Genomic DNA, 13,829 nt, shown 5'->3' on the forward strand with positions numbered 1-13,829 from the left:
TATCTGGAATGATCTTGCAATCCGCCTGTTTTCTGATTACAATGAAACAAACGAGTGGAGAGGAACGAAAAGTTTGAAACGATTAACAACAAATATTACATATTATGGCACATTGGGGCCTTCCTGCCAAACGGAAGAAACGCTTTATGCGTTGTTTCGGCAGGGAATGACGGGCGTACGGCTCAATCTTTCTCATTCCGGTCTGGAACAATCTCAGCCGTGGCTGGAGGAATTACAAAAAGCAGCGGAAAGAGCTGGCGTTGCGCCGCAGTTGCTGATCGATCTGCAGGGACCGGAGCTGCGCATTGGCACATTGCCTGAGCCTGCTCTTTTGGTGGATGGTGCGTCTGTTCTTTTGGGCCAAACAGAAATTCCGGTACCACAGTCTGTTGTTTCCTCAGTGGTTCCTGGACAGGAAATACTGCTGGATGATGGGTCGCTTTTGCTGCGTGTCACATCCTGCGTGGCGGATACGATTATCTGCGCGGTAGAGCGCGGCGGCGTCCTGCGTTCCAGAAAAAGCATTGCGGTTCCAGGAGTAGAATTGCACCAGCCGACTTTGACCGATCAAGATCGATACCAGCTGTCGCACGCAAAAGAATACGGCGTAACAGGCGTTATGCTTCCTTTTGTGCGCAACGCGCAGGACTTGCTGACGCTTAGGGAGACGCTGCAGCGGGCAGATAGCGAGCATATACAGATTTTTGCAAAAATTGAAAATCTCAAAGGCGTAGACGCTTTGCCGGATTTATTACCCTATGCGGATCACATTGTCATCGCCCGGGGAGATTTGGGCAACAGTATGCCACTGTGGGAGCTGCCCAGCGTGCAAAAACAGATTGCCAAGACCTGTAGGAATGCCGGAATGCCTTTTATGGTGGTGACGCAGCTGCTTCATTCCATGCAAAAAAGTGCAGTACCAACCAGGGCTGAAGTATCCGATATTTTTAATGCGGTACTGGACGGCGCTTCGTCCCTCATGCTGACGGGAGAAACTGCAGCAGGCGATTTTCCGGTAGAGGCAATGCATTATTTGGTAAAGACTGCGGAGGGTGCGTTGCAGTTCTGCCAATAATATAAGGAGGCTGGATTTCAAGATATGAGATCCAGCCTCCTTGCGGTTATCAATTGAAATTGTTATGCGAGGCGAACTACGGTCAGGTTGGCTCCATTGCCACCCTGTAAAACAGCGGCTCCCAGCAGTCCAAACAGCTGCAGCTGCAGCGTATCTCCTGCGGCGAGAGGCGCAATACGGGTTGCAGACAAATTACTCACGGAGACAGCGGGTGCAAAAATGGTTCCCGCGAGCGGCGTTCCATTTAATAGGACGCGGGAAGAAAGCAACAGGCTGGCTGTGGTTTTGACATCGTACGTGATCAAATACGTGCCGGTAACAGGGACTGTGAAAGTATCATTTGCAGCATTAACTGTAAAGCTATCCAGTACCTGGTCATTTGGCAGCGGAACAGGTGTTCCCCCCAAGACAACGGCAATGGTTGCGCCATTGGTATTCAGCGCGCTCATGCTGTTGGCGGTTGTAGCTGCCCCTGTAGCGCCCGTCGCACCAGTTGCACCTGTGGCTCCCGTCGCGCCTGTTATAGAAGCGCCGGCAATTCCAGTCGCACCGGTAGCACCGGTTGGTCCAGTTGGCCCTGTGGCTCCCGTGGGTCCCGTCGCACCAGTTGCACCTGTGGCTCCCGTTGCGCCTGTTATAGAAGCGCCGGCAATTCCAGTCGCACCAGTTGGTCCAGTGGCACCCGTAGGTCCGGTTACACCAATTCCAGTAGCACCTGTAGCTCCCGTTGGCCCGGTTGGGCCAGTTGGGCCCGTAACGCCAGTCGGACCTGTGGCGCCGGTAATACTGACGCCATCTGCGCCGGTTGCTCCAGTGGGTCCGGTAACTCCGGTAGCACCTGTAGGTCCGGTTACCCCAACCCCGGTGGCACCTGTGGCTCCCGTTGGACCGGTCGCTCCAGTGATGCTGACGCCAGCTGCACCGGTGGCTCCGGTAGGGCCGGTTACGCCTGTAGCGCCAGTGGCTCCAGTTGGGCCAGTTTCACCGGTAGCGCCTGTTGCACCAGTCGCTCCGGTTACAGAAACACCATTGGCTCCTGTTGCACCGGTCGGCCCTTCAGGTCCTTGAATCCCTTGAACGCCCTGTGGACCAGTCGCACCGCTTGGTCCGCGCGGCCCTTCCGGCCCTGTTGCACCAGTGGGGCCGGATACGCCTGTTGCACCCGTTGCGCCGGTTGGTCCGACCAGTCCGGCAGGTCCTTCCGGACCTTGGATCCCTTGGATGCCCTGTGGGCCGGTTGGTCCGGTTAAACCGCGGTCGCCGGTAGCACCCGTGGGTCCAGTTACACCAGTTGGCCCGGTCGGTCCTGGTACGCCAGGAAATCCCTGCGGGCCTGTTGTACCGGTAGCACCCGTAGGTCCTGTTACACCGGTTGGTCCGGTCGGTCCTGGTACGCCGGGAAATCCCTGCGGGCCTGTTGCGCCCGTTGCACCTGTCGCACCGGTTGCTCCTGTTGCTCCGGTTGGTCCTGTGGGGCCACCGGCAGGTCCCGTCGGTCCAGTAGGCCCTGTAGGTCCGGGAATGGGGCAGGGAACAGGACAGCAGCAGGAGGGTTGCGGACAGCAATTTTGATTAAAACTTTCATTTGAATAGATTTTCACCTTTTAAAACCTCCGATCGAAGATTTGGAATACTCCAAATACAGTTTATGCGGAGGAACGTTTTTCGGATACAAAATGGCCGCATGGAACATTTATCCATGCGGCCGGTTTTGTTTATGCTTTTTTGCTTACCTTTGCCTTTGCAATCTGTTTGTCAATGTATTCCTGCAGGGGACGTTCTTTCAGATTGATCGTCATTTTAGAGGAATCGGGCTTGTGGAGCGAAATGACGGTGGCAATGCGCTCATCCGACTTTTTGTTGGTGATGTCGAAGGTGCCATCGTCCTTATCGGGTTTTACGAAGACCACGGTACAGTAATACTTGTCTTTATAGTAGGTTCCTGCGGTTTCTTCCGCAAGCTTGTTCAGCTCCTTTGTTTCCATGGAACTGCCGTCCTTTGTTACAATGAACATGGCGCGGTTGCCATAAATTCTTTTATATACGCCATCTTTAAAAGTGAAGTTTTCATCGGTTTCCGTGTATTTTTTACCCGTAGTACCGGATGCATTTGCGCCGGAGGGAGGCGTGCTGGAAGGAGCGGCCTCTGAAGACGCGGCGGCGCCGGAGCTTTCTCCGCTGGAAGAAGTGGCGGAGGAATCTGTACTTTCGGATGATGTTTCGGAAGAAACCTCACTGGACGATGACGATATATTGGCAGACGATTCCGGCAGAGAAGAAGAGCCGGTGTCCTCTTTGGGACTGCAGGCGATCAAAGACAAACAGGATAGGGCTGTAATCAAAAATACAGCGGTCATTTTTTTCAACATTCAAAATCTCTCCTTACAAAAATTTCTCAAATCTTATCATAGGGGTATGGACAAGTTATGAACAGGTTTAAAAGCGTTTTTGACGTAGACGGACTTTTGCTGAAAGTTTGCCCGGTACAGCTGGAAATATGCGAATTTGTAAACAATTTTAAAACGCAATCCTTTGGCAGTCGGAAGGCTTGTACACAGTCAGATGATGGAGACGGAAACCATTATAGCATTGAAGTTTGGCAAAAAACGGCGTTTCTTAAAGTTTTTCCAGAGGCAAAGAATCTTACACGTTTCTTACATTTCGTTTAAAATACTTTTAAATTCGGATGATTTTTATTTTCATATGATATACTGCTAGCATGAAGATAAACGATAAGGAGTTATGATGATGTGGAATCAAACAAACCTGTCCGAATTTCAGTCCTGCATAAAGGACCTTTTAAATATGCCGCAAGTGAGCAGAATGGAGCAAATAGCCCAGCATGTTAAGGATGCTAACTGTTTTCAGCACAGTATTTTTGTTGCTTATCTCAGCTTTATTATCTGTAAGAAGATGGGACTGGATGCTGTTTCAGCGGCGCGAGGCGGCCTCCTGCACGACCTTTACCTCTACGATTGGCGGAAAAGAGAAAGTCATGAAGGGAACCATATGACCATGCATCCTGTTACAGCGCTTTGCAACGCCATGCGCCTGACGTCTCTGAACGATACGGAAAAAGATATTATCGTTAAGCACATGTGGCCGCTGACGCTGTATCTGCCGCGCTATAAAGAGAGCTTTATTGTCAGCAGTGCGGATAAGCTGTGTGCGCTTGCGGAGATTTTCCGGGTGTACCGATGGATGAAGGTGGATCAGCATCTTGACTTACTACCGAAGGAACATGCGATTTCCTGTCCGGCGTGATTTGTCTGTGTTTAAGAGGGGAAATATGTTATAATAACCTCACGCCGTTAGCGGAAGCAGAGCTTCCGACGGCTGAGAGAACATTGTTCCGTTATGATGGAGGCTGCGCCTCTTAATGGAATAATAACCTCACGCCGTTAGCGGAAGCAGAGCTTTCGACGGCTGAGAGAACATTGTTCCGTTATGATGGAGGCTGCGCCTCTTAATGGAATAATAACCTCACGCCGTTAGCGGAAGCAGAGCTTCCGACGGCTGAGAGAACATTGTTCCGTTATGATGGAGGCTGCGCCTCTTAATGGAATAATAACCTCACGCCGTTAGCGGAAGCAGAGCTTCCGACGGCTGAGAGAATGTTTTTCAGTTGTTACGGAGGATTAGTTTCTTTATGGAATTATAAATGCAGAAACATCAAAGGAGGATTTCCATGCAGGAAATTGAAAGAAAATTCCTGATCTCCGGTTTTCCGGAATTGCCGCTTTTGGAAGAAGCAGTTGTTTGGCAGGGATACCTCAGTACGCAACCGGTAGTCCGTATACGGAAAAAAGAGTCTGTAAACGGAACAGATTACGTCCTGTGTTTTAAAGGGAAAGGAACTCTTTGCAGGAAGGAAATCGAACTGGACCTTACTCAGGATATATTTGATGAATTACATGAGCTTTTGGAAGCGCCGATGATCCGAAAGGATTACAAGGTTTATGCGCTCGATGGTTACCGGTTGGAGTGCAGCTTGGTGGACTGTGGTACGCCAACAGAATTTCTGTTTGCAGAGGTGGAATTTGCGTCGATGGAAGAGGCAAAGGCGTTTGTACCGCCCGCGTTTCTTTCCAATGAAGTGACAGAAGATCTCTATTATTCTATGGGACGGTATTGGCAGAGAAAGTGTGAGGCGCTCCGTTCAAATACAGAATAAAAAATGAGTTTAAACATCGTTTATTGCGCACTTAGAGGCATGATGCCGCATATTTTAAAAGAGAAGACCGTATATTAGATTGCCGTACCGGATGCTTTCGGTACGGCATTGTGTATTTGGGAAAGGGGATCAAATGATGGTTGACGGTAAATACAGCATCACCATGCAAACGCCGATAGGCCCGGTGCGCGGTATGATTACGCTGGTAACGAACGGGGAAAAGCTCAGCGGCGTTTTGGAGGCGATGGGGGGCCGGCACGAATTTTCCGGTGGGTCGGTGCAGGGGGAAGAGTGCGTCTTTTCCAGCGAGGTGAGGACGACGTTTGGAAAGATTCATCTAAACGTCAAGGGAAACGTACAGGGCGACGTCTTCCGTGCGACAGCCCATACACAGATGGGTGTGATCACCGCGATGGGACGCAGGATGCAGCCGGGAGGAAACCGGAAAAATGTCTAAATCCGATTGTCATACAAAATTCGATTTGTTATAATACAAGAAGGAAGAAAATGAATCAATCAGGAGGAAAAACATATGGAGAAGTCCAAGGTGTATTTTACAGATTTCCGGGCCAGCATGAACCAGAACCTGCTGCAAAAGCTGGAGAAGCTGGTAAAGAAAGCTGGAATCGAGCAGATGGATTTTCAGAATAAATTTACCGCCATTAAAATCCATTTTGGCGAACCGGGCAATTTGGCTTATCTGCGCCCCAACTACGCAAAGGTCATCGTCGATATTGTCAAGGAGAACGGAGGCAAGCCGTTCTTAACGGACTGCAATACGCTGTATGTCGGTCGGCGCAAAAACGCGCTGGATCATTTGGATTCTGCTTATGAGAACGGTTATAATCCGTTTACAACAGGCTGCCATGTGATTATCGCAGACGGTCTCAAAGGGACGGACGAGGCGCTGGTTCCGGTGGAAGATGGCAAGTATGTCAAGGAAGCCAAAATCGGCCGCGCTGTGATGGACGCGGACAATCTGATCACTTTGACGCACTTTAAAGGCCATGAATGTACGGGATTTGGCGGCACATTTAAAAACATTGGCATGGGATGTGGTTCCCGCGCGGGAAAAATGGAGATGCACAGCAGCGGCAAGCCCTTTGTTGAACAGTCCTTATGTGTGGGCTGTGGTTCCTGCCAGAAGAACTGTGCGCATTCTGCCGTCACGATCACAGACCGCAAAGCCAGTATCGACCACAATCGCTGTGTGGGCTGCGGCCGCTGCATCGGCGCCTGTCCGGTTGATGCTGTAAAATCGCCCGATGATGAGGCAAATGATATTTTGAACATGAAAATTGTGGAATATTCCGCTGCGATTTTGCGCGAAAAGCCCAGTTTCCACATTAGCCTGATCTGCGACGTATCGCCTTACTGTGACTGCCACGCGGAAAATGATCTTCCGATCATACCGGACGTCGGCATGCTGGCGTCCTACGACCCGGTGGCGTTAGATATGGCCTGTGCAGATCTCTGCAATCAGCAGCCGGTTACACGCGGCAGTATGATTGACGGCTGCCCGGACGGCGACCACTTTGATACGACCCATCCTACGACCAACTGGCGTATCACAGTGGACTATGCCGAAGAAATGGGACTTGGCAATAAAGCATATGAATTAATCCGCATTTAAAAATAGAACCGGCCCGGATACACAAATGGTATCCGGGCCGGTTCTATTTTAGGACTCTTCGTCCGGTTCGTGGTATTCTGCAATTTCGCGCAGGTCCTGAAATGAGTGAATGTCGGCAGCGCGCCGGTTGATTTCTTCCTTCATTTCCAAAGGAAGCTTGTCAAAATAGTTTGCTGCTGCAATGTCTCCATTCATACCCTTGTTGTAACCGCCGTATCGGTTATCCATGCAAGCACCTCCACAGCTAAGATTGTATGCAGCTTGTCTGATGTGTGTGCATACGGTCTTATTTTCTGCGGAAAAAGAGAAAACATGGGAGGTAACTTTTTGCATTTTAACCTGCGTTTTCCATTTCAGAAACGGGAGAAAGCATGGAGAGTACTTCTTCCACGGATTTTCCGGATCGCTGCACCGCGTCGTACAGGGCGCAAATTTCCGCCTCGCGCTTTGCATTGAGCAAATCCCGCTTTTTCTCTTCCAGCTCGACGATGGTCTTTTTCCAGCGTGTAATCTGCATTTCCACTTTCATAATCTCTGCGTCAAAGTCCATTCCTCTGCGATTGCGTGCCATAGGAAACATCTCCTTGTCCATCAAATAGTATGCTTCCAGTATGGACCAAAAAATGGGACTTATTCAAATAACGGAGATTAGCCGTTTTGGCCCGGCTTTTGTAAAGAAAGGGCGATCGCGGCCTGATAGCATTCTTCCAGTGCAATGGCCTGGTTCATATCTGTCAAGCTGGCGGCTGTTTTGCGAACCAGCTTGCGCATCAGGATTTCGCCGTCGGCGTCAAGCTGTGCAAGTTTTTTAACAAGCTCTGCAAATTCCTGATCTGTATGGTATGTAAATCCATTGACGCCGCTGATGACCAGATCTGCGTTGGCACAATCTGCTTTCAGCAGGACGGGCAGTCCGCCGGCGATTGCTTCCAGCGGAAAGGATTCCATGGTAGGCGACGTGGAAGCGCTGACAAAAGCCTTGCAGACAGAATAACAGAGGTTCAGATCATCGCGTGTCAGCCCACCGGCAAAGGTGACGCGGTCGGTTATTCCGAGGACTTTCGCCCGTTCCATCAAAGGGGAAGCGTCTTTTCCGCTTCCTACGAGGACAAGCTGCAAATTGTCTTTGACTGAAAAAGACCGGCTCCAGAGCTCCAGCAGATTGGAAAGGCGGTTGGCCTCGGAAAGCTGCCCGGTATATACAAAACCGGCTTTGCCGCCGGTGAGATGCAGGCGGGCGCGCATATCCTCTTTTGCCGTCTGGCTGCCTGCCAGGATGGGCTGAAACAACTCGGTGTCGACGCAGTAGGGGATCATTTGCACTGCGTTGTCTGTAAAATCTTTTACAATATCCTTGTTTTTTTGGGAGGCAGTTGTAATCAGGTCCGATGCGGAAACAATTTTTTTAAACAAGAGCTGACATTGCTTCTTGCTGAGCAAATCCATGGCTTTATTGGTTTCGTACCCGTAAAGTACATCGTGTAAATTGTGCAGTGTACAGACTACGGGCAAACGGTTTTTCTGCGCGTATTTCAATCCGGCAGCTCCGGTTTCCGTAATAGTATGAATGTGGACAAGATCCGGCGCGAATTCGTCGATGTAAGGGAAAAGAGCGGACGTTTTTCCTACCCGCGCGCTCTGTCCACAGACATTGGGACTCGGCCTGGCGGGGCAGTAGACAATATTGTCCTGTTCGTAGCACTCATCCGTCTCCAGGTCGGAAGTGACAATCAGAACTTCGTGACCGCGCTTAATCAGGCCCGCACGCAGGATAGAGACGTGTGCGGCGGATGCGTCGGTTGGGGTCAGATAGGATTCCAAAAAGATGGCAATTTTCATTCTTTCACCTGTCCTGTATCGATCGTGCTGAAGCGGTCAATGTTGTTTGACCGGACAGCGGAGAAAACAAATTTGGTTTATTTCCGTCAATAAATCATGAATACCTATTTTATTATACCATATTGAAAGACTGTGCAACAGTCCAAACGTCTTTCAGGACGGTTCATCAGTCAAACTGATGTAAAAATATGGCTCAATGTTCTCTCAGCCGTCGGAAGCTCTGCTTCCGCAAACGGCGTGAGGTTATTATTCCATGGAGAGGCGGAGCCTCCATCACAACGGAACAATGTTCTCTCAGGCGTCGGAAGCTCTGTTTTCGCAAACGGCGTGAGGTTATTATAGCATAGAACCTCCCTTCTTCAACAGAAAATCCGTGGCATAATTTTAATAAATCTCTTTAAACTTGCCCCATATTGATATATAATAACAATAGTACAGTCCTTTCCCGATGCGGATTTTGTTAAAAAGAGAAAGCAGGTGTATCAATGCCAACAAGTAATTTCAGTGTGTCTTTGTCCAAAGTGATAGAAGAGCTTTCTTTGGACGTGATCAACATGTGCGGGGATCCCGATAAAATTATGATTTCCTCCATGGATGTGAACCGTCCGGGCCTGGAGCTCAACCATTTCTTTGATTATTATGATACCAACCGAATTGTCATATTGGGCAACGCGGAAACCGCCTTTTTGAATTCGATTCCCGCAAAGCAGCGCAGGGACGTTCTGGATGAAATGTTCTCAAAAAAGCCCCCGGCGGTCATCATCGCGCGCGGGTTGGAGCCCCCTCCGGAACTGTTGGACGCGACCAAGAATAACGATGTGCCGCTGCTTGGCACGCAGGAGACAACTTCCAGTCTGGTGGCGGCGCTGGTGCAGTTCATGAACGTCGAGCTGGCGCCCCGCATCACGCGCCACGGCGTCTTGGTGGAGGTATACGGCGAAGGAATCCTGCTGGTGGGAGACAGCGGCGTCGGTAAAAGCGAGACGGCGATTGAACTGATCAAACGTGGCCATCGTCTGATCGCGGACGACGCGGTGGAAATCCGCCGGGTATCTGCCAAATCGCTTGTCGGCTCCGCACCAAAGAATATCCGCCACTTTATCGAACTGCGCGGCATCGGTATTATCAATGCGCGACGGATTTTTGGTATGGGCGCTGTCAAGGTGACGGAAAAAATCGATATGGTCATCAACCTGGAAATCTGGGACAATAAGAAGGTCTATGACCGTATGGGCATCGACAGCGAATATACGGAGATTCTCGGCATCAAGGTGCCGGTTCTCACGATTCCTGTCAAGCCCGGCCGAAATCTTGCGATCATCATCGAGGTTGCCGCGATGAATAACCGTCAGAAGAAGATGGGCTATAATGCCGCGACGGAACTGCTCGCCAGCCTCGGTATGGATATCTCCTCCTTGCAGGAAGACGAGAAAAAACTGGATCTCGACCTGTAAAATGGTTCTATGCGGTTTTATATTCCCGTAGATTTAGTGAATGAACAGGAGTTAATATGAATATCATTGCAGATACACATTGCCATACGCTGGCTTCCACGCACGCCTACTCCACTCTGACAGAAATGGTGCATGCGGCGGCCTGCAAGGGCCTGTATGCCCTTGCCATTACGGACCACGGCAGAAAAATGCCGGGCGCGCCCGGACGCTGGTATTTCCAAAACCTGGTGGTTGTACCGCATAAGCTGGAAGATGTTCTCGTCCTCCGGGGAGAGGAATGCAATGTTGTGAACTACGAAGGCGGTACGGACCTGCTGGATGCGGACGTTGAGAGCCTGGACTGGATTGTCGCTTCCATGCATGAACCCTGTATGCCGGAGGAGACGCCGACGGTGGAGGCGATTACGAATGCATGGCTGGGCGTCGCGCAAAATCCGCATGTCAACGTCATCGGGCACAGCGGCACGGAGCGGTACAAATACGATTACGAGCGTGTGATTCCGGAGTTTGGCCGGCACGGAAAGTTGGTGGAGCTGAATGAATCCACCTTCAGCAACCGCAGAAGTTCTGTAAAAAACTGCGTGCAGATTATGAAGCTCTGCAAACAGTATGGCGTGCCGATTGTGGTCAATACCGACTCGCATTTTTCATCCCGTGTGGGTTGTTTTGAAAATGCGCTGCGCTTGCTGCAGGAGCTGGAGTTTCCGGAGGAGCTGGTGGTCAATTCCAACGTGGAGCGGTTCAATCAATATCTGCGGACATACACACATGTGTTTGAAGACCCCCTGCTGGAGCTGAAACTGATCTGACTTTCGTCCTGCCCGTTTCCCAAATGGGCAGGACAATCCATATCATTTATTTCAGAAAGGAATACCGATGGAATTAATGAAAGAGCTTGAGAATAAGGCCCGTGCGCTGGGGTGTGCGGTTTCCCTTCAGGAGCCGATGTACCGTCACACGACTTTCAAAATCGGCGGCCCGGCTGACCTGTTTGTAACCGTTCACACGGAAGAAATGCTGTCTGCGTTTTTGAAAGAAGCGCAGAAACAAAAAGTGCCCACAATGCTGTTGGGCAATGGCTCCAATCTTCTGGTGAGCGATGAAGGCATTCGCGGCGCAGTGGTTTTTCTGGATGGCGATTTCTGCAAGGTTGAGCAGAAGGAGGAGACTGGCGTCGTTTGCGGCGCTGGGCTCTCTCTGATGGGACTCTGCAATTTTGCCAAAGACCGGAGCCTGACCGGGCTGGAATTTGCATGGGGGATCCCCGGTTCCACCGGAGGCGCCGCGTTTATGAACGCGGGCGCGTACGGCGGGGAGATGAAGCAGGTTGTGACCTGTGTCCACCATATTGCGCCGGACGGAACGGCAGGCTGCCTGCGTGGAGAAGCGCTGCAATACGGTTACCGGCACAGCGCCTATATGGGAAACGGCTGTGTCATCACGTCCGTGGAACTGGAGCTGCAAAAGGGAAATGCGCAGCAAATCGCGCTGCGGATGGAGGACTATTACGACCGGCGCAAGTCCAAGCAGCCGCTGAACAAGCCCAGCGCCGGCAGTGTCTTCAAGCGCCCGGAGGGGTATTTTGCAGGTACGCTGATCGAGCAATGCGGGCTGAAGGGCCGAAAGGTCGGCGGCGCGGCGGTCAGCGAGAAGCACGCGGGTTTTATTGTCAATTTGGGCGGTGCAACGTGCCGCGACGTATTGAAGCTGATCGAAGTGATTCAGGAGACGGTCCTGAAAAAGACCGGCGTCACATTGGAGTGCGAGGTTCGGGCGATTTCGTAACGGATACGGCAGGAATTGCTGCGAGAAAGGATAGTGAATGCAATGGAATTTTTAATTGTAACAGGGCTTTCAGGAGCGGGAAAATCCAGGGCGGTAGACGCGCTGGAGGATATCGGCTTTTACTGCGTGGACAATATTCCGCCAAAGCTGATTTCCACCTTCTATGATCTGTGCGAAAAGGCGGAAAACACGTTTACCCGGGTGGCGGTCGTGACCGATATCCGCGGCGGGGATATGTTCAGCAGCCTCTTTGAAACGCTTGACGAACTAAAAAACGAAGAGAAAGCATATAAGATCCTTTTTCTGGACGCCAATGATTTTGTGTTGATCAACCGGTTTAAGGAGACAAGAAGAAAACATCCGCTGGCGGAGAACAATTTGGGTTCCTTGGAGCAGGCGGTAAAGCTGGAGCGGGAGATTCTGCGTTCCGTGCGGGAAAAGGCGGACTATATCATCGATACTTCTTTTCTTTCGCCCGCGCAGCTCAAGGAACGCATTTCCAACCTGTTCCTGGGGGATTCCTCCGACGCGCTGATGATCCACTGCGTGTCCTTTGGTTTCAAATACGGAATTCCAACGGAGGCGGACCTGGTTTTCGACGTGCGCTGCCTGCCCAACCCATTTTACATTGAAGAGCTGAAATATCTGACCGGGTTGGACGAACCCGTGTATTCTTATGTCATGAAGTGGGAGCAGACCAAGGGCTTTGTCAAGCGGTTTATCAGCCTGATCGACTATATGATTCCGCTGTATTGCAACGAAGGAAAAAGCCAGCTGGTCGTAGCCATCGGCTGCACGGGCGGAAAGCACCGCTCCGTCGCCCTGGCGCAGCTTTTATACGACCATTTGCTGGAGGATGGCAGGCGCACCAGCGTCAACCACAGGGACATTCGAAAATAACGAACGGCGACAGGTGGTGAGGCGATGTCTTTTGCATCGGATGCCAAAAATGAAATGTGTAAGGTCATGCCGCAGAACTCCTGCTGTCAAAAGGCGGAGTGCTACGGTTTGCTTTTATTTGGAAGAAGTTTCTCAAAATCCTCCGTCTGCATGGTGACGGAGAACGCCGCTGCCGCGCGCTGTCTGGCGCTGCTGGCCGCGCAGAGTATCGGCGTAATTGCGGACGTGCGCAGTGTGCTGTCCCATCGGAAAGAAAATAAAAATACCTTTACAATCACAATTGAAGGGGACAACCAGCGGCAGATGATCCAGGAGCAGTTTGGCCATACCTTTGACGAGCTGAACCTGCGTATCCGCCGGAGCAATCTGCCGAACGAATGTTGTGTCAGCGCTTTTCTGCGCGGCGCATTTTTGTGCTGTGGGTCCGTGACGGATCCCAACAAGGACTATCATTTGGAATTTGTGGCGCCGTATCACAATCTGGCAAAAGACCTTGTCACGCTGTTGGAAGTCTGCGGGCTGGATTTACAGCCCGGACTGACGAACCGAAAAGGCTCCTTTGTGGTGTATATCAAGGGGTCGGAGCGCGTCACAGACCTGTTGGCGTTTTTGGGGGCACAGGCGGCGGCAATGGAGCTGATGCAGATCAAAATGCTGAAGGAAGTTCGCAACAGTGTCAACCGCAAGACCAACTTTGAGACGGCAAATCTTGACAAGACCGCGTCTGCCGCGGCAAAGCAGCTGTTGGCGATTCAAAGGATTGTGGAAACAACTGGGCTGGGCGAGTTACCGGAAGAATTGCAGGAACTGGCGGAACTTCGCCGGCAAAATCCGGATATGTCCCTGCGGGAGCTGGGGCAGATTCTGGAACCGCCCCTCAGCCGCTCCGGTGTGAACCATCGTCTGCAGCGCATTGTGGATTTTGCCGAGCAGCTGCCGGATCGGTCCTGAGGGAAGAAGGGAGGAATA

The 13,829-nt window shown here is 51.2% G+C and carries 15 protein-coding genes; 10 read left to right on the forward strand and 5 right to left on the reverse strand.

What is annotated here, in order from left to right:
* The first annotated feature begins 73 nt into the window (after positions 1–73).
* Complete coding sequence (gene pyk, locus BN2106_RS06825) at positions 74–1,075, forward strand: pyruvate kinase (protein ID WP_407921741.1); 1,002 nt, start codon at positions 74–76, stop codon at positions 1,073–1,075.
* Between the two features lie 62 nt (positions 1,076–1,137).
* On the opposite strand, the gene BN2106_RS16930 is transcribed toward pyk, so the two are convergent.
* Together BN2106_RS16930 and BN2106_RS16090 are read right to left on the reverse strand one after the other, a co-directional pair.
* Positions 1,138–1,524, reverse strand: a complete 387-nt coding sequence (locus tag BN2106_RS16930; protein ID WP_330379793.1) for a BclA C-terminal domain-containing protein — start codon at positions 1,522–1,524, stop codon at positions 1,138–1,140.
* Positions 1,525–2,790: 1,266 nt separating this feature from the next.
* A complete protein-coding gene (locus BN2106_RS16090) occupies positions 2,791–3,444 on the reverse strand; it encodes a hypothetical protein (protein ID WP_154666441.1) in 654 nt (217 codons plus the stop codon).
* Between the two features lie 454 nt (positions 3,445–3,898).
* Between BN2106_RS16090 and BN2106_RS16935 the strand changes: the two genes are divergently transcribed.
* The 4 genes from BN2106_RS16935 (at position 3,899) to BN2106_RS06870 (ending at position 6,882) form a co-directional block, all read left to right on the forward strand.
* A complete protein-coding gene (locus tag BN2106_RS16935; RefSeq protein ID WP_330379821.1) occupies positions 3,899–4,339 on the forward strand; it encodes an HDIG domain-containing metalloprotein in 441 nt (146 codons plus the stop codon).
* A 424-nt stretch (positions 4,340–4,763) separates the two neighbouring features.
* A complete protein-coding gene (locus BN2106_RS06860; RefSeq protein ID WP_050697837.1) occupies positions 4,764–5,249 on the forward strand; it encodes a CYTH domain-containing protein in 486 nt (161 codons plus the stop codon).
* Positions 5,250–5,382: 133 nt separating this feature from the next.
* Positions 5,383–5,706 carry a hypothetical protein gene (locus tag BN2106_RS06865; protein WP_207641703.1) on the forward strand — a complete coding sequence of 108 codons (324 nt, stop codon included), beginning with the start codon at positions 5,383–5,385 and terminating at the stop codon, positions 5,704–5,706.
* A gap of 75 nt (positions 5,707–5,781) precedes the next feature.
* Complete coding sequence (locus BN2106_RS06870) at positions 5,782–6,882, forward strand: DUF362 domain-containing protein (protein WP_050697839.1); 1,101 nt, start codon at positions 5,782–5,784, stop codon at positions 6,880–6,882.
* A 48-nt stretch (positions 6,883–6,930) separates the two neighbouring features.
* On the opposite strand, the gene BN2106_RS06875 is transcribed toward BN2106_RS06870, so the two are convergent.
* The 3 genes from BN2106_RS06875 to BN2106_RS06885 form a co-directional block, all read right to left on the reverse strand.
* Positions 6,931–7,110, reverse strand: a complete 180-nt coding sequence (locus BN2106_RS06875; protein ID WP_050697840.1) for a hypothetical protein — start codon at positions 7,108–7,110, stop codon at positions 6,931–6,933.
* Positions 7,111–7,216: 106 nt separating this feature from the next.
* Positions 7,217–7,453 (reverse strand): hypothetical protein, encoded by a 237-nt coding sequence (locus tag BN2106_RS06880; protein ID WP_050697841.1) that lies wholly within the window; start codon positions 7,451–7,453, stop codon positions 7,217–7,219.
* 77 nt (positions 7,454–7,530) lie between these two features.
* Complete coding sequence (locus tag BN2106_RS06885; protein WP_050697842.1) at positions 7,531–8,721, reverse strand: glycosyltransferase; 1,191 nt, start codon at positions 8,719–8,721, stop codon at positions 7,531–7,533.
* Between the two features lie 485 nt (positions 8,722–9,206).
* Here BN2106_RS06885 and hprK point away from each other — a divergent pair, with 485 nt between their 5' ends.
* The 5 genes from hprK to whiA all read left to right on the forward strand — a co-directional run bounded on the left by hprK (position 9,207) and on the right by whiA (position 13,811).
* Positions 9,207–10,175, forward strand: coding sequence for an HPr(Ser) kinase/phosphatase (hprK, locus tag BN2106_RS06890; RefSeq protein WP_050697843.1), 969 nt, complete (start codon positions 9,207–9,209; stop codon positions 10,173–10,175).
* Between the two features lie 56 nt (positions 10,176–10,231).
* A complete protein-coding gene (locus BN2106_RS06895) occupies positions 10,232–10,984 on the forward strand; it encodes a phosphatase (RefSeq protein ID WP_050697844.1) in 753 nt (250 codons plus the stop codon).
* Between the two features lie 67 nt (positions 10,985–11,051).
* Positions 11,052–11,960 (forward strand): UDP-N-acetylmuramate dehydrogenase, encoded by a 909-nt coding sequence (gene murB, locus BN2106_RS06900; protein ID WP_050697845.1) that lies wholly within the window; start codon positions 11,052–11,054, stop codon positions 11,958–11,960.
* A gap of 42 nt (positions 11,961–12,002) precedes the next feature.
* The gene (gene rapZ, locus BN2106_RS06905; protein WP_050697846.1) at positions 12,003–12,860 is read left to right on the forward strand and encodes an RNase adapter RapZ; all 858 of its coding nucleotides are present in this window, start codon (positions 12,003–12,005) and stop codon (positions 12,858–12,860) included.
* Positions 12,861–12,884: 24 nt separating this feature from the next.
* Positions 12,885–13,811, forward strand: a complete 927-nt coding sequence (whiA, locus tag BN2106_RS06910; RefSeq protein ID WP_050697847.1) for a DNA-binding protein WhiA — start codon at positions 12,885–12,887, stop codon at positions 13,809–13,811.
* Positions 13,812–13,829 lie beyond the last annotated feature (18 nt).

Source organism: Anaeromassilibacillus senegalensis (assembly GCF_001261775.1).
GTDB lineage: Bacteria > Bacillota > Clostridia > Oscillospirales > Acutalibacteraceae > Anaeromassilibacillus > Anaeromassilibacillus senegalensis.

Bases quoted from the DNA above. Each gene is read 5' to 3' on its own strand.
- BN2106_RS16930 (WP_330379793.1), bottom strand. From the start codon at position 1,524: ATGAGCGCGCTGAATACCAATGGCGCAACCATTGCCGTTGTCTTGGGG.
- BN2106_RS16090 (WP_154666441.1), bottom strand. From the start codon at position 3,444: ATGTTGAAAAAAATGACCGCTGTATTTTTGATTACAGCCCTATCCTGT.
- BN2106_RS16935 (WP_330379821.1), top strand. From the start codon at position 3,899: ATGGAGCAAATAGCCCAGCATGTTAAGGATGCTAACTGTTTTCAGCAC.
- BN2106_RS06860 (WP_050697837.1), top strand. From the start codon at position 4,764: ATGCAGGAAATTGAAAGAAAATTCCTGATCTCCGGTTTTCCGGAATTG.
- BN2106_RS06865 (WP_207641703.1), top strand. From the start codon at position 5,383: ATGATGGTTGACGGTAAATACAGCATCACCATGCAAACGCCGATAGGC.
- BN2106_RS06870 (WP_050697839.1), top strand. From the start codon at position 5,782: ATGGAGAAGTCCAAGGTGTATTTTACAGATTTCCGGGCCAGCATGAAC.
- BN2106_RS06875 (WP_050697840.1), bottom strand. From the start codon at position 7,110: ATGGATAACCGATACGGCGGTTACAACAAGGGTATGAATGGAGACATT.
- BN2106_RS06880 (WP_050697841.1), bottom strand. From the start codon at position 7,453: ATGGCACGCAATCGCAGAGGAATGGACTTTGACGCAGAGATTATGAAA.
- BN2106_RS06885 (WP_050697842.1), bottom strand. From the start codon at position 8,721: ATGAAAATTGCCATCTTTTTGGAATCCTATCTGACCCCAACCGACGCA.
- hprK (WP_050697843.1), top strand. From the start codon at position 9,207: ATGCCAACAAGTAATTTCAGTGTGTCTTTGTCCAAAGTGATAGAAGAG.
- BN2106_RS06895 (WP_050697844.1), top strand. From the start codon at position 10,232: ATGAATATCATTGCAGATACACATTGCCATACGCTGGCTTCCACGCAC.
- murB (WP_050697845.1), top strand. From the start codon at position 11,052: ATGGAATTAATGAAAGAGCTTGAGAATAAGGCCCGTGCGCTGGGGTGT.
- rapZ (WP_050697846.1), top strand. From the start codon at position 12,003: ATGGAATTTTTAATTGTAACAGGGCTTTCAGGAGCGGGAAAATCCAGG.
- whiA (WP_050697847.1), top strand. From the start codon at position 12,885: ATGTCTTTTGCATCGGATGCCAAAAATGAAATGTGTAAGGTCATGCCG.